At 74.9% G+C, this 21,233-nt stretch carries 19 protein-coding genes; 14 read left to right on the top strand and 5 right to left on the bottom strand.

The window, feature by feature from the left end:
• Positions 1-117: 117 nt before the first annotated feature.
• The 4 genes from ACFV61_RS14130 to ACFV61_RS14115 all read right to left on the bottom strand — a co-directional run bounded on the left by ACFV61_RS14130 (position 118) and on the right by ACFV61_RS14115 (position 4,427).
• The gene (locus ACFV61_RS14130; protein ID WP_380491833.1) at positions 118-1,431 is read right to left on the bottom strand and encodes a PLP-dependent aminotransferase family protein; all 1,314 of its coding nucleotides are present in this window, start codon (positions 1,429-1,431) and stop codon (positions 118-120) included.
• Positions 1,428-2,363: an alpha/beta hydrolase gene (locus ACFV61_RS14125; RefSeq protein WP_380424664.1), complete on the bottom strand. Its 936-nt coding sequence runs from the start codon at positions 2,361-2,363 to the stop codon at positions 1,428-1,430. The genes ACFV61_RS14130 and ACFV61_RS14125 overlap by 4 nt, the downstream gene beginning before the upstream one ends.
• Before the next feature lie 125 nt (positions 2,364-2,488).
• Positions 2,489-3,283 (bottom strand): class I SAM-dependent methyltransferase, encoded by a 795-nt coding sequence (locus tag ACFV61_RS14120; RefSeq protein ID WP_063350664.1) that lies wholly within the window; start codon positions 3,281-3,283, stop codon positions 2,489-2,491.
• A gap of 49 nt (positions 3,284-3,332) precedes the next feature.
• Positions 3,333-4,427, bottom strand: a complete 1,095-nt coding sequence (locus tag ACFV61_RS14115; protein WP_380343216.1) for an alpha-hydroxy acid oxidase — start codon at positions 4,425-4,427, stop codon at positions 3,333-3,335.
• 180 nt (positions 4,428-4,607) lie between these two features.
• Between ACFV61_RS14115 and ACFV61_RS14110 the strand changes: the two genes are divergently transcribed.
• The 12 genes from ACFV61_RS14110 (at position 4,608) to ACFV61_RS14055 (ending at position 16,468) form a co-directional block, all read left to right on the top strand.
• Positions 4,608-6,044 (top strand): class I adenylate-forming enzyme family protein, encoded by a 1,437-nt coding sequence (locus tag ACFV61_RS14110; protein WP_380491831.1) that lies wholly within the window; start codon positions 4,608-4,610, stop codon positions 6,042-6,044.
• A 33-nt stretch (positions 6,045-6,077) separates the two neighbouring features.
• On the top strand, positions 6,078-6,377 hold the full coding sequence (locus tag ACFV61_RS14105; protein ID WP_380343222.1) for a phosphopantetheine-binding protein: 300 nt from the start codon (positions 6,078-6,080) through the stop codon (positions 6,375-6,377).
• Positions 6,374-6,628, top strand: coding sequence for a hypothetical protein (locus ACFV61_RS14100; RefSeq protein WP_079136142.1), 255 nt, complete (start codon positions 6,374-6,376; stop codon positions 6,626-6,628). The genes ACFV61_RS14105 and ACFV61_RS14100 overlap by 4 nt, the downstream gene beginning before the upstream one ends.
• On the top strand, positions 6,625-7,773 hold the full coding sequence (locus ACFV61_RS14095) for a beta-ketoacyl synthase N-terminal-like domain-containing protein (protein WP_380491830.1): 1,149 nt from the start codon (positions 6,625-6,627) through the stop codon (positions 7,771-7,773). The genes ACFV61_RS14100 and ACFV61_RS14095 overlap by 4 nt, the downstream gene beginning before the upstream one ends.
• A 61-nt stretch (positions 7,774-7,834) precedes the next feature.
• On the top strand, positions 7,835-8,482 hold the full coding sequence (locus ACFV61_RS14090) for a hypothetical protein (protein ID WP_380491828.1): 648 nt from the start codon (positions 7,835-7,837) through the stop codon (positions 8,480-8,482).
• 294 nt (positions 8,483-8,776) lie between these two features.
• Entirely contained in the window at positions 8,777-10,399 is a 1,623-nt protein-coding gene (locus ACFV61_RS14085) for a class I adenylate-forming enzyme family protein (RefSeq protein ID WP_380491826.1), read from the top strand.
• On the top strand, positions 10,396-11,652 hold the full coding sequence (locus ACFV61_RS14080; protein WP_063350660.1) for a beta-ketoacyl synthase: 1,257 nt from the start codon (positions 10,396-10,398) through the stop codon (positions 11,650-11,652). The genes ACFV61_RS14085 and ACFV61_RS14080 overlap by 4 nt, the downstream gene beginning before the upstream one ends.
• A gap of 42 nt (positions 11,653-11,694) precedes the next feature.
• Positions 11,695-12,681, top strand: coding sequence for a 4-hydroxyphenylpyruvate dioxygenase (hppD, locus tag ACFV61_RS14075; RefSeq protein WP_363374655.1), 987 nt, complete (start codon positions 11,695-11,697; stop codon positions 12,679-12,681).
• A 33-nt stretch (positions 12,682-12,714) separates the two neighbouring features.
• The gene (locus ACFV61_RS14070; RefSeq protein WP_380491824.1) at positions 12,715-13,629 is read left to right on the top strand and encodes a phytanoyl-CoA dioxygenase family protein; all 915 of its coding nucleotides are present in this window, start codon (positions 12,715-12,717) and stop codon (positions 13,627-13,629) included.
• A complete protein-coding gene (locus tag ACFV61_RS14065) occupies positions 13,626-14,681 on the top strand; it encodes a thiamine pyrophosphate-dependent dehydrogenase E1 component subunit alpha (RefSeq protein WP_380491822.1) in 1,056 nt (351 codons plus the stop codon). The genes ACFV61_RS14070 and ACFV61_RS14065 overlap by 4 nt, the downstream gene beginning before the upstream one ends.
• Positions 14,678-15,646, top strand: a complete 969-nt coding sequence (locus ACFV61_RS14060) for an alpha-ketoacid dehydrogenase subunit beta (protein ID WP_380491820.1) — start codon at positions 14,678-14,680, stop codon at positions 15,644-15,646. The genes ACFV61_RS14065 and ACFV61_RS14060 overlap by 4 nt, the downstream gene beginning before the upstream one ends.
• Before the next feature lie 33 nt (positions 15,647-15,679).
• The gene (locus ACFV61_RS14055) at positions 15,680-16,468 is read left to right on the top strand and encodes a DUF3050 domain-containing protein (protein WP_380424643.1); all 789 of its coding nucleotides are present in this window, start codon (positions 15,680-15,682) and stop codon (positions 16,466-16,468) included.
• Between the two features lie 55 nt (positions 16,469-16,523).
• Here the strand turns inward: ACFV61_RS14055 and ACFV61_RS14050 are convergent, their stop codons facing one another.
• Positions 16,524-17,795, bottom strand: a complete 1,272-nt coding sequence (locus ACFV61_RS14050) for an acyltransferase (RefSeq protein WP_380491818.1) — start codon at positions 17,793-17,795, stop codon at positions 16,524-16,526.
• A 214-nt stretch (positions 17,796-18,009) separates the two neighbouring features.
• Here ACFV61_RS14050 and ACFV61_RS14045 point away from each other — a divergent pair, with 214 nt between their 5' ends.
• Both ACFV61_RS14045 and ACFV61_RS14040 read left to right on the top strand, forming a co-directional pair.
• The gene (locus ACFV61_RS14045; protein WP_380491816.1) at positions 18,010-20,391 is read left to right on the top strand and encodes an FHA domain-containing protein; all 2,382 of its coding nucleotides are present in this window, start codon (positions 18,010-18,012) and stop codon (positions 20,389-20,391) included.
• 129 nt (positions 20,392-20,520) lie between these two features.
• Entirely contained in the window at positions 20,521-21,099 is a 579-nt protein-coding gene (locus ACFV61_RS14040; protein ID WP_380491814.1) for a hypothetical protein, read from the top strand.
• Positions 21,100-21,233: the final 134 nt, after the last annotated feature.

Raw genomic sequence — 21,233 nt, 5'->3', positions numbered from 1 at the left:
TGTGAGAGTTTATATTTATAACTCTCCCCCTGCGCCCGCGCGGGGGGGCTGGCACACCCGCCGCGGCGGGGGGCCCGCGCCCGCCCCCCCCCCCCCTCCTGCTGTGGCGAGCGTCGCTCAGGAAGCGATCGCCCAGGAGGCGATGAACGCCGCCAACTTGGCCACACCGTCGACGATCTGAGCCTGCGTCAGGGAGCTGATCGAGAGCCGCAGCCGGTGCTCCCCGCCGCCCGCCGGGTAGAACGGCGCCATCGGCGTCCACAGCACCCCGTACCCGCGGGCGCAGCGTTCCATCGCCGCGTCGTCGGCGGCGAACGGGACGGTCAGCACGGCGAAGAAGCCGCCCTCGGGCCGGTTCCAGGACACGCCCAGCCGGCGCCGCTCGGAGGCCGGGAAGTGCCGGTCCAGCTCCCGCAGCAGGGTGTCCATGCCGGCCGCGTAGTGGGCCGTGGAGGCGGCGTTGGCGGCGCGCAGCCGGCAGTCGTGGCGCAGCAGCATGCCGCCGATGACGGCCTGGCTGAGCGCGGGCGTGTTGACCGTCGTCATGCTCTTCAGCTTGGCCAGTTCGTCCGCCAGCAGGGTGCGCCGCCCGCCGGGGCCGGCCACCTCCTGGTCGGCCACGACGTAGCCGAGGCGGGCGCCGGGGAAGCAGGTCTTGGCGAAGGAGCCCAGGTAGACCACCTGGCGGCGGCGGTCGAGCGCCTTGAGCGTCGGCCGCTCCCCCGGGTCACGGGCGAAGAAGCCGTACGGGTTGTCCTCGATGACGAGCAGGCCCTCCTCGGCGGCCGTCTCCAGCAGCCGGGTGCGGGCCGCGACGGGCATGCTGGTGCCCGAGGGGTTGGCGAAGTCCGGGACGACGTAGAGGGCGCGCGGGCGGCGGCCCTCGGCCCGCACGGCCCGGGCGGCGGCGCGCACGGCCTCCGGGTCGGGGCCGCCGGCCGGGCCCTCGGGGACGGGCAGGGTGGTCAGGTCGAGCAGCCGGGCGGCGCCGGTGACGCCGACGTAGCAGGGCGAGCTGACCAGCAGGACGTCGTCCGGGCCGGCGCACAGGGCGCGCAGGGTGAGCAGCATGCCCTCCTGGGCGCCGACCGTCAGCACCAGGGCCTCGGGGGCCACCTCCAGGCCCTCGTCGTTGGCGAGGGTGCGGGCGACCAGGTCGGCGATGATCCCCTTGGTGGGGCCGTACTGGAACAGCGCGGTGCGCACGGCGTCCCGGTCGAGGCCGCGGGCCGCCAGGTGGGCGAGGTAGGTGTCCAGGTAGGCGGGGACGTCCTCGGGTTCGAAGAAGCCCTCGTAGGGGCGGCCGGGGGCGAAGGAGACGGCGTCGGGGTAGCGGGTGGTGACCTCGTTGAGGAAGGTCATCGCGTCCAGCAGCGGGTCGGCCAGGCTGGCGTGCAGGTCGGCCAGGGGCAGGGGCTCGGGCGCGCTCACCGCAGGGCCTCGCGCAGCCGCTCGGCGGCGTAGCGCTGGGCGTCGGCGGCCGCGTCCAGGGTGCCGGTCATAGCGAAGAAGCCGTGCGGCATGCCGTCGTAGCGGCGGCTCTCCACCGGCACCCCGGCCGCGCGCAGCGCCTCGGCGTACTGCTCGCCCTCGTCGCGCAACGGGTCGTACTCGGCGGTGATGACGGTCGCGGGCGGCAGTCCGGCCAGACCGGGGGCGCGCAGCGGGGAGGCGTGCGGGTGGGCGCCGTCGGCGGGGTCGGCCAGGTAGTGGCCCCAGTACCAGTCCACCGAGCGGCGGTTGAAGAGCATCGGGTCGTCGTGCTCGCGCAGCGAGGGGGTGTCGGCGGCGTGGTCGGTGTTGGGGTAGACGAGCAGCTGGTGGCGCAGGGCCGGGCCGTTCTCGTCGCGGGCGATCAGGGTGAGGGCGGCGGTGAGGTTGCCGCCGGCGCTGTCGCCGCCGACGGCGAGCCGGCCCGGGTCGACGCCGAGCTCGCCGGCGTGTGCGGCGAGCCAGTACAGCGCGGCGCGGCAGTCCTGGACGGCCGCGGGGAAGGGGTGTTCGGGGGCGAGCCGGTAGCCGACGGAGGCGGTGACGCAGCCGGCCGCGTTGGTCAGCCGGCGGCAGATCGCGTCGCTGGTGTCGGGCGAGCCGAGGGCCCACCCACCGCCGAACAGATAGAGCAGGGCCGGCAGTTGACGGCCGGGCGACTCGGGACGGTAGAGCCGTAGGGCGAGTTCGCCGCCCGGTCCGGGGATGCGGTGCTCCTCGACGGCGGCGACCGGCTCGGGGCTCCCGGCCGCGGCGCGGATGTCGGCGAGGTCGGCGGCGCGGGCCTCGGCCAGGGTGAGGGTGTAGAGCGGCGGCGCACCGCTGCTCGCGCGCCGGGCGCGCAGCGCCTCGGCCTGGGGGTGCAGGGGCATGGGTGGTCCCGTTCGGTACAGATTCGGCACAGATCCGGTGCGGGGGCGTCGGCGGGCGGACTCAGGGCCTGAGGAGCTGAGGGCCTCAGGACCCGAGGGCCTGACGAGCCTAGGGGTCTACGGGCCTAGCGGTCGGCTTCGACGTAGACGGTCTCGTCGGTGCGGAACGCGGTGTCGAGGTCGGCGACGTCGGGGCGGGCACCCTGGCGGTAGGCGCAGTGGCGGATCCGCTCCGGTTCGAAGCCGGCGAGGGCGAGGACGTGGCGCAGCTCGTCCAGGTCGTAGATCCACTGGTGCCCGTAGTAACGGAAGATCTGGTTGACCAGGAAGGCCGGGCGGGCGGGCATCGGCGGGCCGAAGCCGAGGGTGGTGAGGCGGCGGCGGTGCTTGGCGAGGAAGCCGTCCCCGTTGGCGTAGCCGGCCAGGTAGCGGGCGAGGTCCGGGGTGGTGAGGCGCAGCACGCCGCCGGGGCGCAGGACGCGGCGGGCCTCGCGCAGCCAGCCGACCGCGACCGGCATGGTGACGTGCTCGATCAGGTGCTCGGCGTAGACCCAGTCGACGCTGGCGTCGGCGAAGGGCAGCGGCCGGCCGATGTCGAGCTGGGTGAACCAGCGGTCGCCGTCGATCCGGTAGAGGGTGCCGGGTTCGGTGGCGGCGCCGGGGCTGCGCAGGGCGGTGAGGTCGGTGCCGAGTCCTTCCGGGTGGGCGGTCCGGAAGGCGGCGAACTCGATTCCAGTGAGGCCGAGTTCGCGGAATCCGGCGTGGTCGCGGGGCAGCCCGCCGGGGTGCGCTTCGAGCGTGTCGCAGGTGGCGACCTGCTCGCTGAAGGCGTCCAGGCGGGTGGCGAGGCCGTCGGGGTCGTCCCAGTCCCAGCCGGGGAAAGGGTCGTTGCGTTCGGTCTCGGGGGTCGGTTCGGTCATCTGCTGTTCTCCATCCAGTAAGGACAACGTGGTGCGGGCCGTGCGCGGTTCAGCGGGCCGGGCAGGGCCAGGGGGCGAGGGCCGTGCGGTCCAGGTCGGCGAGCCGGGGGCGGCCCAACAGGGCCATGGTGTGCTCCAGTTCCTCGCGCAGCAGGTCGAGGACGCGGTGCACGCCGGCCTCCCCCTCGGTGGCGAGGCCCCAGAACACCGGACGGCCGACCAGGACGGCGCGGGCGCCGAGGGCGAGCGCGACGGCGATGTCGGCGCCGGTGCGCACCCCGCCGTCGAGCAGCACCGGCAGGTCAGCGGGTACCGCGTCGACGACCTCGGGCAGTGCGGCCAGGGAGGGCAGTGCGCCGTCGAGTTGCCGCCCGCCGTGGTTGGAGACCACGACGGCGTCGGCGCCGTGCTCGGCGGCGAGCCGGGCGTCCTCGGCGGTCAGGATGCCCTTGAGGACCAGCGGCAGCCGGGTGCGGGCGCGCAACCAGTCGAGGTCGGCCCAGGTCAGGGTGGGGTCGAACTGTTCGCGGGCGTGCTCGGCGATGCCCGAACCGCCGTGCGTCGCGCGGTGGCTGGCGGACATCAGGTCCTGGTCCAGGTTGACGGCGCGGACGGCGGGCGGGATCGCGAAGCCGTTGCGCAGGTCGCGCAGGCGGCGGCCGATCCTGGGGGCATCCACGGTCAGGACGAGCGCGGAGTAGCCGGCCGCCTCGGCGCGTTCGACCAGGGCGGCGAGCGCGGCGCGTTCGCGCAGCCAGTACAGCTGGAGCCAGAGCGGGCCGGTGGCGGCGGCCGCGATCTCCTCCAGGGTGCGGCTGGCGAACATGCCGGCGACCAGCAGGGCCCCGGCGCGGCCGGCGGCGCGCGCGGTGGCGGTCTCGCCCTCCGGGTCGACCAGCCGGTGGTAGGCCATCGGGGCGATGCCGACCGGCAGGCCGAGCGGCGCGCCGAGCAGTGTGCGCCCGGGCGAGCAGTCGGAGACGTCGACCATCGTGCGCGGGCGCAGTGCATAGCGCGCGAACATTTCCCGGTTCGCCGCCACGGTGCGTTCCGTGCCGCTGCCACCCTCGATGAAGTCCCATATTTCCGGGGAAAGTTGCGCGCGCGCGGCGTGCTCCATCCCGGCCAGCGTGAGTTCTCCCACGGGCGTCCTCGATTCCGGGCGGCCACGCGTGGACCAGCCCCGGTTCGGCAGCGTAGGAGCAACAACCGCATTGGTATAGACCTTGATTTGACCAAACGTCTGTGCAATCGTCTGGCAACGGAATTGACCGTTTTGGTTGTGAACGGCGTTCATGTCAAATCCCCTCACTTGTGTGGAGCGGTGTTGACCGGCATTTCCCCCTCTTCACTTCCGCCTTCCTCACCGCCGCACGCCGACGCCCCGGACGCCTGGGTCGACCGGCTGTTGCTGGCCGGTCCCGGAGGCGAGGAGTGCCTGCATCTCGGCGGACCACTCGACCGGGACGCCCTGCGCGCCCTGGTCGACGAACAGGCCGCGCACCTCGCCGCGGCCGGACTCGGCCCCGGCGGCACCGCCGCGCTACGGCTGCCGCCCTCGGTGGCGTTCGTCACGGTGCTGCTGGCGTCCTGGCGGCTCGGCGCCCAAGTGGCGCTGCTCGACCACCGCTTGACGGACCACGAGGTCGACGCGGCGGTCGCGCGACTGGCTCCGCAGGTCCTGGTAGGCTCCGCCCACCGGCCCGCGGCGGCCCTGCGCGGCTTCTCCGAGGTCGAGCCGGTGGCCGTCCGGCTGCCGGACGGGCTCCCGGCCCGCACCGGGCACGCGCTGATCCAGCTCAGCTCCGGATCCACCGGCCCGGCCAAGGTCATCGCCCGCACGGCCTCCGACCTGCTCCGCGAACTCGACTGCTACCACAGGCTGGTGGAGTTCCCCGGCGAGGGCGAGCGGGTCGTCCTGCTGTCCTCCGTGGTGCACGTGCTCGGCCTGGTCGGCGGACTGCTCAACAGTCTGCACGCGCGGGTCGCGCTCACCGTGCCCGAGCGGATGACGGCGGCGGGCATCCTCGCCGCGGTCGCCGCCGGCGACCGGCCGACCACCGTCATCGGGGTACCCTTCCACGCCGAACTGCTGGCCGGCACCGTCAACCCCCCGGCGCTGCCGGGGCTGCGACGGATGATCGTGGCCGGCGAACTGGTCCGCCCGGGCCTGCCCGCGCTGTTCGCCGACCGCTACGGCGTCCCGCTCGGCACCATGTACGGGATGACCGAGACCGGGGTCATCGCCACCGACCTGTCCGGCACGCTCCACCCGGCCAAGCAGCCCGTCCACGGGATGCGGCTGCGGATGGTCGCGGGCGAGCTGCGGATCGGCACGGAGGCCTCGCCCTACCCGGGGCTGGACGACCCGACCCGCTGGTCGGACGGCTGGCTGCACACCCGCGACGCGGCCGAACTCGACCCGGCCACCGGCCTGGTCACCGTCCTCGGCCGCCTGGACTCACAGGTCTCGATCGGCGGCCTCAAGGTCGACCTCACCGAGATCGAGCAGACCCTCACCGCGCTGCCCGAGGTCCGCGAGGCCGTCGTGGTCTTCGAGGACGGCGCGATCGAGGCCTACCTCGCCACCGAACCCGACGCCGACCTCGCCCTCGTCCAGGACGGGCTGGCCCGCCGGCTCGCCGCCTACAAGCGGCCGCGACGGCTCGCCCTGCTGCCCCGACTCCCCCGTACCGCCACCGGAAAACTCCTGCGCGACCCGGCCGCCCTGCGCAGCACCGCCACGGCCGCCGCGCTCTGATCCACCGCACGCACCCCGACAAGGAGCCACACCATGCAGGACCGCGTCCGCGAGTTCGTCCTCGCCTCGCTCACCGAGATGCAGTACGACGTCTCCGAGGTCACCGGGGACACCGACCTCGGCCCGGCCGGGCTGGACCTCGAATCGCTCGCGCTGGCCGAGCTGTCGGTGCAGGTCGAGGACGAGTTCGGGATCAAGTTCGACCTCGACGAGATGGAGACCACCGCGCTGATGACGCTCGACGAGTTCACCGCCGACGTCGTCAAGCGGATCGACGCCAGCGCAGCCACCGCCACCGCCACCGCCACCGCCACCGCCGGCAGCCCGGCGTGAGCGGCTCCGCCCTCCCCGACCGGGCCGAGGTCCGCGCGATGCTGGCGGCGTTCGGGCAGCGCGCCGCCGACACCGTGCCCGACGACCTCGGATCGCTCGAACTCACCTGGCTCATAGCCGAGTTCGAGCAGCGCTACGGCATCCAGGTGGACCTCGACGACGACCGCTTCGGCGCCGTCCGGACGGTCGACGACGCCACCGAACTGCTGCGCGCGGCCGTCCTGGCCGAACGTGTGGGCGCCCGGCCATGACCACCGGCGCGCCCTCCGCGCACCGGCCGCGCGGCCGGCCGGTGGTCACCGGGCTCGGCGTACTCAGCGCCGCCGGGCGCGGACTCGGCCCGCTGACCGAGGCCGCCGCCCACGGCAAGACCGCCTTCGGCCCGGTCACCCGCTTCGACGTGAGCGCCCGCCGCACCACCCGGGCCGCCCTGCTGCCCGACGACGTGCCGCTCGCGCACACCTTCCCGCTGGCCCGCGCGGTGCTCGACGCCGTCGGCCAGGCCTGCCGCCAGGCCGGACTGACCGCCGCCGACGGCGCGGACACGCCCGTCCTGCTCGCCCTGCACAGCGACGAACGGACCAGGGGCACCGCCGACGCGGTGGCCGCCGGCGTCCGCGCCGCCTGGGGCACCGCGGGCGTCACCCGGGTGTACACCGGCGCCTGCGTGGCAGCCGCGACCGCCGTCGCGGACGCCGCGGCGCTGGTCGCCACCGGGCGGCACGAGCGGGTCCTGGTCGCGGCCGGGCACCTGGTCGAGCCGGGCGTGTTCGCCGTCTTCGACGCCGGCCGCGCGCTGGCCCGGGACGGCGAGCTGCGCCCGTTCAGCGCCGGCCGCACGGGCACCCTGCTCGGCGACGCGGCCGCGGCCGTGCTGGTCGAGGCCGCCCCGGCCGCCGAACGGCGCGGCGCCGCCGCCCTCGCCCGGCTGGCCGGCTGGGGCCGGGCCGGGGACGCCCACCACGTGTGCCGCCCCGAACCGGACGGCGCCGGAGTCGCCCGGGCCGTCGAGGCCGCGCTCACCCGCGCCGGCGTCGCCCCGGCCGAGGTCGGCTACGTCAACGCCAACGGCACCGGCTCCACCCTCGCCGACCAGGCCGAGGCGAGCGCGCTGCGCCGGGTCTTCGGCGCGCACACCGCCGAACTCCCGGTCAGCTCCAGCAAATCCGTCCACGGGCACGCCCTGGAAGCCTCCGCCCTGCTCGAACTCGCCGTCACCATCGGCGCGTTGGGCACCGGACTGCTCCCGGTCAACGCCGGCTGGCTCGGCCCGGACCCGGACGTCGGCCTGGACCTCGTCCTGGACGGCCCCCGCGCCGCCCGCCCCCGCTACGCGCTCAGCCTCAACTCCGCCTTCGGCGGCGCCAACACCGCCCTGCTGGTGGCCCCCGCATGACCGGCCACCGGCCCCCGCCCGCCGTCCGACGGCGCCGACCCCGTACCCCGGCACCCACACCATGACCACCGACGCCACAGACTCCGACGCCACGGCCTTCGACGCCACGGCCTTCGACGCCACGGCCTTCGACGCCACAGACCCCGACGCCACGAACGTCGGCGCCGCACCCGCCCCGGCCGCCGCCCGGCTGCGGGTCCTCGCCGAGGCCCGCCGACCCGACCCCCGCTCGGCCGACCCCGACCTGGCCGGCCCACCGCCACCGCTGCCCGGCTTCGCCGCCTCCGACTTCAACCCGCTGGTCGCCGACACCGCCGACCGCTGCCTGCGCGCCCACCACGGCGCCCCGCCCGCCCCCGGGCGGACCGCACTGCTGCTGGCCAGCGCCGGCGGCGACCGCGCCACCGCGCGGGCCATCGACCAGAGCGCCGAACCCGGACGGCGCCCCGCACCGCTGCTGTTCTTCCAGTCCAACCCCAACGCCGTCCTCGGGCACATCGCCGCCCGCTGGGGCCTGACCGGCCCCGTCGTGGCGATCAGCCCGGCCCACGCCGTCCCCGGGCAGGTGCCCGCGGACGCGCTCGACCTCGCGGCGCTGCTCCTCGCGGACGGCGACGCCGACCAGGTGCTGGTCATCGCCGCCGAACCGGGCGACGACGGACCGGGCGAGGCCGCCGGACACGCGGTGGCCGTCCTGGTCACCGGCTGACGTCCTGGTCACCGCCTCAGTCACCGCCCGAGTCACCGGCTCAGTCACCGACCGAGTCACCGGCTCAGTCACCGCCCGAGTCACCGGCTGAACCGTCCGGCCACCGCCGGCCGTACCCACGGACGAGGCCCGACGACTGAAGCAGCCGCACCCGGCAGACCAGCACCCGGCCCCGTCACCCACCCAGGCCCCGTCGCACCCGCCGACACCCTGCGCCGCCCGCGCGGCCGCCCGACCCACGCCAACCGATCAGCCGCCCGGGCCGTCTCCGGCCCCGAGGGAGGGATCCACCCCGTGACCATCCGCAGTGTCCGCAGCCTGATCGCGGACGACCCCGACGTGGGCGCCGGCAACGTCCTGACCGCCCGGCTCGCACTCGGCCTCGGCCTCGACGAACCGCTGCTGACCTTCGACACCCCGGTGGACGACCACCCCGCCTGGCAGCCGCTCACCCTGCGCGAGCTCGACCGCGCCGTCCGGGCCCGCGCCGCCGCCCTGCACGCCCTCGGCATCACCCGGCGCGACCCGGTCGTGGTCTTCGCCAGCGACGCCGCCGACCACGTGCTCGCCTTCCTCGCCCTGACCCGGCTCGGCGCCATCCCCGCGCTGCTCAACCCCAACGTGGACGGTGAGCGGGCCGCCCGCTACATCGCCCGCCTCGGCGCCGTCGGCGTCCTCGCCGACCCGGCCCACCTGGCCGCGCTGGCCGGCCACGACCTCGGCGCGCCGCTGCTGCCCGAGATCTCCACCCTCGGCGCGGGCGACCCGGACGCCGCCCCCGAGCCGTACCGGCACTGGTCCGGCGACCCGGTGGCGATCACCCACTCCTCCGGCACCACCGGAATGCCCAAGGCCGTCGTCCACTCGCACGCGAGCCTGTACGCGGCGATCCGCCACCGGCTGCGGCTGCCCCGCCCGCAGGGCCAGGACCGGATGCTCAGCGCACTGCCCGCGCCGCACGCCGCCACCCTGATCGCGCTCAACCTGGCGCTCAGCTCGCACACCGAACTCGCCGTGCTGTCACGGCAGTCCGGCGCCGGGGTGCTGGACGCGATCGAGCAGTGGCGGCCCACCGGGGTGATCGGCTTCGCCGCCACCTGGGCCGAACTCGCCCACCACGACCTCGCCGCCCGGGACCTCGCCACCGTCGCCCTGTGGTGGAACACCGGCGACTGCGCGCACGAGGTGCACATCCGCCGCCTGATCGCCGCCGGCAGCCGGGAGTCCGTCACCCGCGCGGGCCGCACCCGGACGCCGGGCTCGCTGTTCGTCGACGGCCTGGGCTCCACCGAGATGGGCCACTCGCACTTCTTCATCACCCACGGCCCCGGCACCGAGCGCTACGGGCGCTGCGTCGGGCGCCCGCACGCCTTCGTCGACTGCGAGGTGGTCGGCCCGGACGGCGAGCCGCTCGGCCCCGGCGAGGTCGGCGAACTCGCCACCTCCTCACCGACCCTGGCGCTCGGCTACTGGAACGACTCGGCCACCACCTTCCGCACCCGGATCCGCGGCCGCTTCCTCACCGGCGACCTGATGTACCGGGACGAGGAGGGCTACTACTACCACGTCGACCGGGCCGTCGACTCGGTCGAACTCGGCGACGGCAAGCGGCTGTTCACCGCCATGTCGGAGGAGCGGGTGCTGGCCGCCCGCCCGGACGTGGCGGACTGCACGGTGGTCGCCGTGCGGGACGGCGAGCGCGTGGTCACCGACGTGCTGCTGATCCTCGCCGCCGACGCCGACCCGGCCGCCGACCGGACCAAGGACGTCATCGCCGCCCTGGACGAGGCCGCCGCCGCGACCGTGCGCCAGGTGCTGGTCGTCTCCGGGGACGACATCCCGCTCGGCCCCACCGGCAAGGTCCGCAAGGTGCTGCTGCGCCAGCGCTACCTCGACGCCGCGGCCGGTGCCCGATGACCCGCCGCGAGGGCGCCGTCGTCACCGGCCTCGGCCTGGTCTCGCCGCTCGGCCGCAAGCCCGCCGAGGTGTTCGACGCGCTCAACGCCGGGCGCTCCGGACTGACCGCCGTCCCCGAGGGCCATGCCGCGCACGGCTGGCTGCCCGCCGCCGGGATCGCCCCCGCCGTGGACGGCCGCGAGGTGCTGCCGCCCACCGAGACCCGCTGCGTGGACCGCTTCGTGCTGCTCGCCCTGGCCGCCGCCGACGACGCGCTCGCCGACGCCGGCCTGGTCGTCGGCCGGGACGCCGACCCGCACCGCACCGCCGTGGTGCTGGCCACCGGCGGCGGCGGGCTGGAGACCTTCGAGCAGCAGTCGCACCGCCGGCTGGAACGCGGCCGCCCCGGCGTCAGCCCGTACCTGCTGCCGGGCATGCTCTCCAACATGGCCACCGCCCGGATCGCCATCAAGCACGGGATCCGCGGCTACAGTTCGGCCGTGGTGACGGCCTGCGCGGCCGGCGCCCAGGCCGTCGCCGAGGGGCTGCGGCTGATCCGCTCCGGCGACGCGGACGTGGTGGTGTGCGGCGGCACCGAGTCCTCGCTGCACCCGACCATCGCCGCCGCCTTCACCAACGCCCGTGCGCTCGCCCAGGGTTGGGACGATCCGGAGCAGGCCAGCCGGCCCTTCGACACCCGCCGCAACGGCTTCGTGCTCGGCGAGGGCAGCGCCGTCCTCGTCCTGGAACGTGCCGACCACGCCGACGCCCGCGGCGCCGCCGGGTACGCGGACGTCATCGGCTGGGGCGCCTCCACCGACGCCCACCACCCGACCATGCCCCGCCCCGACGGCTCCGGCGCCGCCGACGCGATGCGCTCCGCGCTCGCCAACGCGGGCCTGGCACCGGGCGACATCGACTACGTGAACGCCCACGGCACCGGCACCAAGCTCGGCGACGTGGCCGAGACCGCCGCCCTGCACGCCGTCTTCGGCGCGCACCCGCCCGCGGTCAGCTCCACCAAGGGCGCCACCGGCCATCTCCTCGGCGCCGCAGGCGCGTTGGAGGCGGTGGTGACCGCCCTGGCGGTGGCGAGGGGGACGCTGCCGCCGACACTCAACCTGACCGACCCCGACCCGGCCTGCGACCTGGACCACGTCCGGGGCGGGGCCCGGTCCGCACCGGTGCGCGCCGCGCTGAGCAACGCCTTCGCCTTCGGCGGCCACAACCTCAGCCTGATCCTCGGCCCGGCGTCCACCCGGGCCGCCAAGTAGCGCGCCGATCCACGCCCTTCCATCCCTCCGGGGGAGATCCCGTTGTCCATCCAGTCCATCACCCACGTCGAGTTCCACTGCGCGGACGCCGACAAGACCGCGGCCGGGCTCTGCGCCGACTTCGACTTCACCGCCGACGCCCCGGAGACCGCACCGGACGGCGCCCGCACCATCCGGCTGCGCCAGGGCTCGATCCGGATGCACCTGGCCTCCGCCGCCGACCCCGACCACCCGGTGGCCGGCTTCGTCGCCCGGCACGGGGACGGCGTCGCCGCCCTCGCCCTCGCCTGCACCGACCCGCAGGCCGCGCTGGAGCGCGCCGAGCGGCACGGCGCCCGCGTGCTGGACCGGGCCGGCGGGCTGATCGCCGGCTTCGGCGACACCGCCCTGCGGTTCGTGCCGCTGCCCACCGCCGACCCCGCCGACGAGCCGGGCCTGCTGGACGCCCTGGACCACGTCGCGATCTGCGTCCCGGCCGGCGAACTCGCCGACGCCGTACGGTTCTGCGAGGCCGCGCTCGGCTTCCACCGGATCTTCGGCGAGTACATCGAGGTCGGCCAGCAGGCCATGGACTCCAGCGTGGTGCAGAGCGCCTCCGGCGAGGTCACCTTCACCCTGATCGAGCCGGACACCACCCGGCGGCCCGGCCAGATCGACGAGTTCCTGGCCTCCCACGACGGCGCCGGAGTACAGCACCTGGCCTTCCGCACCGGCGACATCGCCACCGCCGTCCGGACCGCCCGGGCCAACGGCGTGGAGTTCCTGAGCACCCCGGGCGCCTACTTCGACGCCCTGGCCGAGCGGTTCGGCGAGACGGCCATCCCGGTGGAGACCCTGCGCGACCTGCACGTGCTCGTCGACCAGGACCACGGCGGCCAGCTGTTCCAGATCTTCGTCCGCTCCACCCACCCGCGGCGGACGTACTTCCTGGAGCTGATCGAGCGCCAGGGCGCCGGCACCTTCGGCACCGCGAACATCAAGGCCCTGTACGAGGCCGTCGAGCGGCAGAGCTCCGACGCCGCCGTCTGACCGCCGCCCACACCTCAAGAAGGGGCACACCCCATGACCACCGCCGTCGAGTTCCGCCTCAGCGAGGCCGAACACGCCCTGCTGCCCACGCCCGAGGAGGTGGCCCACTACCGCGAGCACGGCTGGTACCTGTCCCGGAAGCTGTTCAGCGACGAGGAACTGGACACCCTCCAGGCCGCCACCGAGCTCTACTACGGCGGCCACCGCGACCGCGAACTGCCCGCCCGCCCGCCGCACCTGGCCGCCTGGGAGCCCTCGCAGGGCCCGATCCAGCGGCACAACGACTACGTGCACTACGAGAGCGACGCCATCGGCGCGATCCTGCGCAAGCCGCTGATCGGCGCGGTCGCCGCCCTGCTGGCCGGCGCCGAGGAGATCCGGGTGTTCCAGGCCACCCTGATCTACAAGCCGCCGGTGCCCGGGGAGCCGAGCAACCAGGTGCCCTGGCACTTCGACAAGCACTACTGGCAGACCTCCACCTCGGAGGAGATGCTCACCGCGTTCATCCCGTTCCACGACTGCCGCGAGGAGAACGGCACCATCACCATGGTGGACGGCAGCCACCGCTGGCGGGAGCTGGACTCCGGCGAGGACTCCACCCGCCACTTCGCCGACCGCGACCGCACCGAACTCGACGACATCCTGGCCGCCAACGCCGCCCACAACGGGCAGCAGGTGCGCATCGTCCCGATGCACATCCCGCGCGGCCACATGTCCTTCCACCACTGCCGCACGTACCACGGCAGCGGCCCCAACCTGGCCTCCTTCCCGCGCCGGGCCGTCTCGCTGCACCTTCAGGACGGCGCGAACGAGTACCGCCACCACACCCGGGCGGACGGCGGCCCGGTGGTGTACAACCACGACGTGCTGGTGCGCCGCACCGCCGACGGCCGGCCCGACTACGCCGACCCGCAGTTCTGCCCGACCATCTGGCGAGGGGCCCGGTGACGGCTCCCCCGGCGACCGTGCCCCCCGGCGCCGCGGCTCCCGGCACCACTGCTCCCGGTGCCGCGGTTCCCGGCACCGCGCCGCTGGACACGCCGGCCGAGCGCTACCGGATGCTGCGGCTGATCCGCGGCTTCGAGGAGCTGGCGCTCGGCCTGGTGAAGGCCGGCGCGATCCCCGGCGGCATCCACCCGTACATCGGCCAGGAGGCCGTCGCGGTCGGCGTCTGCTCGGCACTCGGCCCCGCCGACCGGCTCACCAGCACCCACCGCGGCCACGGCCACGTGCTCGCCCGGGGCGCCGCACCGCACCGGCTGCTCGCCGAACTCGCCGGCCGCGTCGACGGGTTGAACGGCGGCAGGGGCGGCTCGATGCACGCCGCCGACCTCTCGCTGGGCATCCTCGGCGCCAACGGCATCGTCGGCGCCGGCGCCCCGATCGCGGTCGGCGCCGCCTGGGCCGCCCGGCAGGCCGGGGACGGCCGGGTCGCGGTGGCCTTCTTCGGCGACGGCGCGCTCAACCAGGGCGTGCTGCTGGAGTCGTTCAACCTCGCCGCGATGTGGCAGCTTCCGGTGGTGTTCGTCTGCGAGAACAACGGCTACGCCACCACCCTGCCCGCCGCCACCGCGGTCGCGGGCAGCGCGACCGGGCGGGCGGCCGCCTTCGGCATCCCCGCCGAGGAGGTGGACGGCATGGACACCGAGGCCGTCCGCGCCGCCGCCCTGCGCGCGGTGGAGCGGGCCCGGTCCGGCGGCGGCCCCGGCTTCCTGGAATGCCGCACCTACCGCTACGAGGGCCACCACACCATGGAACGCCGGATGAAACTGCACTACCGCACCCCCGAGGAGGTCGAGGCCTGGCGCGCCCGCGACCCGCTCCCCCGGGCCGCCGCCCAGCTGGAGCAGCCGGTCGTCGCCGAACTCGACGACGCGGTGGCCCGCCAGCTCGCCGCCGCCGAGGAGTTCGCCCTCGCCTCCGAACACCCCGACCCGGCCGGCGCGTCGGACCACCTGTACGCCGACGGCCTGCGGCCCCGAGCCGGGGCGGTGGCATGACCAGGCTCTCGTACACCAAGGCCCTCAACCGGGCGATCGCCGACGAACTCGCCGACGACCCGGCGGTCTGCGTCTTCGGCGAGGACATCGGCGCCGGGATGGCCGGCCCGACGCTCGGCCTGCTGGACCGCTTCGGGCCCGAGCGGATCGTCGACACCCCGCTGTCCGAACAGGCCTTCACCGCCATGGCGATCGGCGCGGCGCTCGCCGGGCGGCGCCCGGTGCTGGAGTTCCAGATCCCCTCGCTGCTGTTCCTGGTCTTCGAGCAACTCGTCAACCAGGCACACAAGTTCTCGCTGATGACCGGCGGGCAGGCGAGCGTCCCGCTGACCTGCCTGGTGCCCGGCTCGGGCTCCCGGGACGGCTGGGCCGGGCAGCACTCCGACCACCCGTACAGCCTGTTCGCGCACGCCGGGGTGAAGACCGTGGTGCCCGCCACCCCGACCGACGCCTACGGGCTGCTGCGATCCGCGATCCGCGACCCGGACCCGGTCGTGGTGTTCGCGCCCGCCGCCGCCCTCCCGGTGCGCGAGACCGTCACCTGGGACCTCGCGCCGATCCCGCTCGGCCGGGCCCGGATCCACCGCCCCGGCACCGACGTCACCGTGGTCGCCGTCGGACACCTGGTGCACGACGCGCTCGCCGTGGCGGACGAGGTGGCCGAGGACATCTCGGTCGAAGTCCTCGACCCCCGCACGCTGTACCCCATGGATTGGGCCGCGCTCGCCGCCTCGCTGGAACGCACCGGCCGGCTGGTCGTCTTCGACGACTCCAACCGCAGCTGCGGCTTCGCCGCGGAGGTGCTGGCCACCGCCTCCGAAGAGATGCGCCTGATCGCCCCGCCCCGCCGGGTCACCCGCCCCGACGGCACCGTCCTGCCGTTCGCCCCCGCCCTCGACCGCGCCCTGCAGCCCGGCCGCGAGCAGCTGCGCCACGCCCTGCAGGCCGTCCTCAAGCACCCCTGAGACCCCTGAGACCACCGAGCAGAAGGAGCCGCCTTGTCCACCAACCGCTACCACTGGGACCGTTCGCACCCCGGCCTGACCAGCCTCCAGCAGGCCATCGACCCGCTGCGCCGCGAGGTGGTCGGCCACGGCGTGTACGGCGGGCTGACCAGCATCGGGCGCGTCCGCACCTTCCTGGACAGCCACGTCTTCGCGGTCTGGGACTTCATGTCGCTGCTGAAGAGCCTGCAGCGCGACCTCACCAGCGTCGAGGTCCCGTGGGTCCCGAGCGGGCCGACCGCCAGCCGCCGGCTGATCAACGAGATCGTGCTGGTCGAGGAGAGCGACGAACTCGGGGAGGGCTACACCAGCCACTTCGAGCTGTACGTCGAGGGCATGCGGCAGGCCGGCGCCGACCCGGGCCCGGTGGAGGAGTTCCTGGGGCTGCTGGGCGCCGGCACCGCCGTCCCGGAGGCGCTGAAGGCCGCCGCGGTGCCGCAGGCCGCCGTCGACTTCACCGGCACCACCTGGTCGATCATCGAGAACGCGCCGGTGCACTGCCGGGCCGCCGCCTTCGCCTTCGGCCGCGAGGACCTGATCCCGGACATGTTCGCCCAAGTGGTCGGCATCGACGACCCGGACGGCGTGCTCACCGTCTTCAAGGACTACCTGGCCCGGCACATCGAGGTGGACGGCGAGCAGCACACCCCGATGGCGATGCAGATGCTGATCGACCTGTGCGGCGACGACCAGGCCAAGTGGGACGAGTGCGCCGAGACCGTCCGCACCGCGCTGCGCGCCCGGGTGCAGCTGTGGACGGCGATCGAGGCCGCCTTCGCGTAGCGCGGCCGAGGCGCGGCTCACCCCGCGCGCCGTGCCTCGCACTACGCGGTGCGGCTCAGACCACCTTCGGGACGGCGGCGGCCGACGCGGGCAGTTCGTCCGCCGCCGTCCGGAAGCGGTGCAGCGCGGCCCGGCCCTCCGCCCCCCGTACCCGGGCGGCGAGCCGGGCCGGCAGCACCACGGTGGTCAGGTAGCCGGCGCCGCCGAACCCCTCGACCGTCCAACTCACCCAGGGAAGAGGGTAGTTGGCAGCAGGGCTGAAGAGCACCGGCCGGTGCCCCTGGAAGCTCACCCGATAGGCCCCGAACCGGCTCCAGTTCGAGAAGCTGAACCGGCGCTCCTGCGGGTCGAAGCCCAGCGGCACGCAGTCCCGCAGCCGGGAGCGGCCGAGCGAGGCCAGGAAGCCCAGGTTGGAACGCAGGTTGAGGTGCGCGGCCGGGAACTCCTCGACCGCCGCCCGCAGCGCGCCCGCGAGCGCCGCCGGGCCGCCCTCGGGCCGGTGCGACACGTGGACGTCACCCAGCAGGTTGCCCACCAGGGCGGGTGAGAGTCCGAGCCAGCGCCGGGCGTTGACCGGTACGGTCAGCCAGCGCTCCGCCTTGTCGCCGTCCAACTCCCTTATGGTGCTGACGACATGGGCGCAGAGCACGTCACCGGAGGAGAGCCGCCGGCCGGCCGTCGCACTGAACTCCGCGCGCATCCGCTCGACTTCGGCGTCCCCGAAGTAGATCTGGACGGTCCGGTTGGCCCGCGGACCGACCGCCACCTCGCGGGCCAGCAGCTGCGCCTGCGCCGTCGAGGGCACCCGGAAGCCGGGCCGTCCGCAGTCCTCGGCCGGGAGCACCCGGTCCAGCAACTCGTCCTGGTCCTCGACTAGTTCGGCCTCCGGCAGCTCCTCGTCCTCGACCGCCGCCGACCAGATCCGCAGCAGCAGCATGAAGCTGTGCAGATCGCCGATCGCGTGGTGCCAGGAGCAGCCCAGCACCGTCCCGCCGTCGCCGGTGCGGGTGACCCGGACGGTGAGCAGCGGGACGCCGCCGCCGCGCGCGGCCGGGGCGTCCACCGGATCGACCAGTTCGGAGCCGGCGGCCGTCACCCGGCCCATCGTCTCGGCGAGCGTGCCGTCCACGGTGTAGACGTCCAGCGGGACGCCGGAGTCGTCGCAGACCGCTTCGAGGGCGCCTCCCCCGCCGGTGCGCAGCCGCCCGGCGAACACCGGCACCCGGTCCAGTGCGCGGGCCAGTCCGGCGGCCAGCCGGTCCTCGTCCAGCGCCTGGTCGAAGTAGAGCACGACCGAGACGGCGAGGTCCGCCAGCATGGTGTCCATCAGGCCGCAGTGCAGCACCGTTCCGGGGGCGCGGCCGGCCCTGACAGTCCGGGATCTTCGCAACACCGGCCAACTGTTCATGCGTTCCGTCCCCGGTTGTTCTGCGGGTGGCGTGCGGGCACGCCGAACGATAGTGCCGCGCCGTCACAGTGGTCCAGTCCAATCCCGGGATCCGGAAAGGCCGCTGGACTGCTGCGGCGATAGAATGCCCAGCATGGGAGAGCGCCCGGGCGCACCCACCGCGCCGCCCCTCGTCCTGGTCACCGACACCGGGTCGCTGCTGATCGACCCGGCCCTGGCCTACCACCTCGGCCGCGACCCGACCAGCGAGATCGTCCTGGACGACCCCCGGGTCTCCTGGCACCACGCCGTGCTGCGGGCCACCGACGGGCACTGGCTGCTGGAGGACGTCGGCAGCACCAACGGCACCTACGACCAGGGCCACCGGGTCGACCGCGAGGACATCGGCCCCGGCACCCGGCTGCGCTTCGGCGACCCGGCCGACGGCCCGTCCGCGACCTTCGCCGGCCTGCCCCGCCCCGACCCCGGCGAGCGGCCCTCCCTGCTCGCCCCGCAGGCCTCCGGCACCTTCCGCAGCCCCAGCTCGGTGCTCCAGCTGCCCGGCCGCACGGTCCGGATCGGCCGCTCGCACGACAACGACCTGGTCCTGGACGACCTGGTGGTCTCCCGCCACCACGCCGAACTGCGCGAACTGCCCGGCGGCGGCCACGAGATCGTCGACCTGGACAGCCACAACGGCACCTACCACAACGGCCGCCCGGTGCAGCGGGCGCCGGTCGGCCCGGCCGACATCGTCGGCATCGGCCACTCCGCGCTCTGCCTCTCCGACGACCACCTGGTCGAGTACACCGACACCGGCGAGATCTCCCTGGACGTACGGCACCTGGTGGTCCGGGTCGGCTCCGGCCACCGGGTGCTGCTGGACGACGTGAGCTTCCCGCTCGCCGAGAAGGCCCTGCTGGCGGTGGCCGGCCCGAGCGGCGCCGGCAAGTCCACCCTGCTCAACGCCCTGACCGGGCTGCGCCCCGCCGACGAGGGCACCGTGCTGTACGACGGGCGCGACCTCTACCGCGACTACGCCGAACTGCGCCGCCGGATCGGCCTGGTGCCGCAGGACGACATCCTGCACACCCAGCTCACCGTCCGCCGCGCGCTCGGCTACGCCGCCGAACTGCGCTTCCCCGGCGACACCGCGAAGCACGAGCGGGAGGCCCGGGTCGTCGAGGTGGTCCACGAGCTGGGCCTGGCCGGCCGGGCCGACCAGGTGATCGGCAGCCTCTCCGGCGGCCAGCGCAAGCGGGTCAGCGTCGCGCTGGAGCTGCTCACCAAGCCCTCGCTGCTGTTCCTCGACGAGCCGACCTCCGGTCTGGACCCGGGCATGGAGCGCTCGGTGATGCACATGCTGCGCGGGCTGGCCGACGACGGCCGGACGGTGGTCGTGGTGACGCACAGCGTGCTGAGCCTGAACGTGTGCGACCGCCTGCTGGTGCTCGCCCCCGGCGGCCGGACGGCCTATTACGGCCCGCCGGGCGAGGCGCTGGCGTTCTTCGGCTTCGCGGAGTGGCCGGAGGCCTTCGAGGCCTTCGAGAGCGAGGACCACGAGGCCTGGCAGCGCCGCTTCCGCAGCTCCCCGCAGTACGAGCGGTACGTCGCCGCCGAGGCGGTGCCCCTGACGCCGGCCGCGGCATCGGGAGCGCCGGAGGCGGCGGGGCCAGCGCAGGCACCGGCGGCCGGGCGGGACCCGATCGGCTGGGAGAAGCCGCAGGGCTGGTTCTCCCAGCTGGGCACCCTGGTGCGCCGGTACACCGCGGTGCTCGCCGCCGACCGGCTGTTCCTGACCATCATGGTGGTGCTGCCCTTCGTGATCGGCCTGATGTGCCGGGTGATGGCCGGCTCCCGGCTCACCCCGGACAACGCCGTGAACTGCCTGCTCACGCTGTGCATCGGCGGCCTGCTGACCGGCGCCGCCAACTCGGTGCGCGAGGTGGTCAAGGAGCGGGCGATCTACCGCCGCGAGCGCGTGGTCGGACTGTCCAGATCGGCGTACCTGGTCTCCAAGGTGGTGGTGCTCGGCACGGTCACGATCGCCCAGGCCGCCGTGCTGACCGTGGTCGGCCTGGCCGGGGTGGACCTCTCCTGGGCGGTGCCGACCGGGGTGGTGATGCCGCAGCTGCCCGAACTGATCATCGCGGTCGCGCTGCTGGCGTTCTCGGCGATGATGCTCGGCCTGGTGGTCTCGGCGATCGTGGACAAGGAGGAGGCCACCATGCCGCTGCTGGTGCTCCTCTCGGTGGTGCAGATCGTCTTCAGCGGCCTGATGCTCAAGCTGCACGGCGTGCCCGGGCTGGAGCAGTTCGCCTGGCTGATCCCGTCCCGTTGGGGCATGGCCGCGATGGCCCGCACCGTCGAGCTGCACGGCATCTTCCCGACCGCGATCACCGCCGACCCGATGTTCCGCCACGAGCGCGCCGGCTGGCTGCTCGACATCGCGGTGCTGCCCGGCCTCGCGGTCGCGTACGGGCTGCTGGTGCTGGCCCTGCTGCGGCGGCACGAGCCCGCGATCATGCGGCGCTGAGCCTCGAAGGGCGACCCCGGGCCCCGGCCGACCACCGCCGGTACAGTGGGAAGCGACCTGTGGTGCGAGTCCCATCGCTATGACCGCGCGCAGCCGCGGGCTCGCGCGGCGGAGGAAATGTAGCCGCCCATGGACGAGTTCGCGTTCCGCCCCACCCACGTCGCCCCGCCGGCCGGGATGGCCACCTGGGCGGCCCCGGACCCGGCCCGGCCCGCCACCCGGCTGGACGCGCTGCTGCCGGTGCGGGTGGTCGCCCGGCAGGGCGACTGGGCGCAGATCCTCTGCTCCAACGGCTGGACGGCCTGGGTCGACGGCCGTCTGCTGGTCGCCCTCCCGGAGCCGCCGCCCACCGCCGGGGGCCCGCCCGCCCGGACGGCGGACCCGCGCCCGGCGCTCGTGGAGGCCGAGGCCGCGGTGGCCCGCTACCGGGCCCTGCTGGAGGACCTCGCGGCGGGCGCCCTGGACCTGGAGGCCTTCCGGGAGCGGACCCGTGGCCTGCGGATCGGCCTGGTCGTGGACGCCGAGGCGCTCTGGGTGTTCGACCCGGTGCGCGACCGCTGGTGCTACTGCGACGGGCTCCAGCTCCAGACGTACGCGGCCACCGACCGGCCGGTGCCCGGGTCGTCGCCCACGCCGTCGCCCGCCCCCGCCGCCCCGCCGGGGCCCGCGCCCGCTCCGTACGCCCCCACCCGGCCGGGCGCGCCGTGACCCCGGCCGAACGCCCCCCCGAACGCCCCCTCGACCGGCCGGCCGCCCAGCCCGCGGCACGGTCGGCCGCACGGGTGCCCGACGACGAACACCAACCACCCAAACGGCCGTACGCCCCCCGCCGGCCGGCCCGG

Source organism: Kitasatospora sp. NPDC059817 (assembly GCF_042731835.1).
Classification (GTDB): Bacteria; Actinomycetota; Actinomycetes; order Streptomycetales; family Streptomycetaceae; genus Kitasatospora.
Note: the sequence above shows the minus strand (reverse complement) of the source record. Positions and strands in the feature narration are given on the sequence as shown.

Bases quoted from the DNA above. Each gene is read 5' to 3' on its own strand.
- ACFV61_RS14125 (WP_380424664.1), bottom strand. From the start codon at position 2,363: ATGCCCCTGCACCCCCAGGCCGAGGCGCTGCGCGCCCGGCGCGCGAGC.
- ACFV61_RS14120 (WP_063350664.1), bottom strand. From the start codon at position 3,283: ATGACCGAACCGACCCCCGAGACCGAACGCAACGACCCTTTCCCCGGC.
- ACFV61_RS14105 (WP_380343222.1), top strand. From the start codon at position 6,078: ATGCAGGACCGCGTCCGCGAGTTCGTCCTCGCCTCGCTCACCGAGATG.
- ACFV61_RS14095 (WP_380491830.1), top strand. From the start codon at position 6,625: ATGACCACCGGCGCGCCCTCCGCGCACCGGCCGCGCGGCCGGCCGGTG.
- ACFV61_RS14090 (WP_380491828.1), top strand. From the start codon at position 7,835: ATGACCACCGACGCCACAGACTCCGACGCCACGGCCTTCGACGCCACG.
- ACFV61_RS14080 (WP_063350660.1), top strand. From the start codon at position 10,396: ATGACCCGCCGCGAGGGCGCCGTCGTCACCGGCCTCGGCCTGGTCTCG.
- ACFV61_RS14070 (WP_380491824.1), top strand. From the start codon at position 12,715: ATGACCACCGCCGTCGAGTTCCGCCTCAGCGAGGCCGAACACGCCCTG.
- ACFV61_RS14060 (WP_380491820.1), top strand. From the start codon at position 14,678: ATGACCAGGCTCTCGTACACCAAGGCCCTCAACCGGGCGATCGCCGAC.
- ACFV61_RS14050 (WP_380491818.1), bottom strand. From the start codon at position 17,795: ATGGACACCATGCTGGCGGACCTCGCCGTCTCGGTCGTGCTCTACTTC.
- ACFV61_RS14045 (WP_380491816.1), top strand. From the start codon at position 18,010: ATGGGAGAGCGCCCGGGCGCACCCACCGCGCCGCCCCTCGTCCTGGTC.
- ACFV61_RS14040 (WP_380491814.1), top strand. From the start codon at position 20,521: ATGGACGAGTTCGCGTTCCGCCCCACCCACGTCGCCCCGCCGGCCGGG.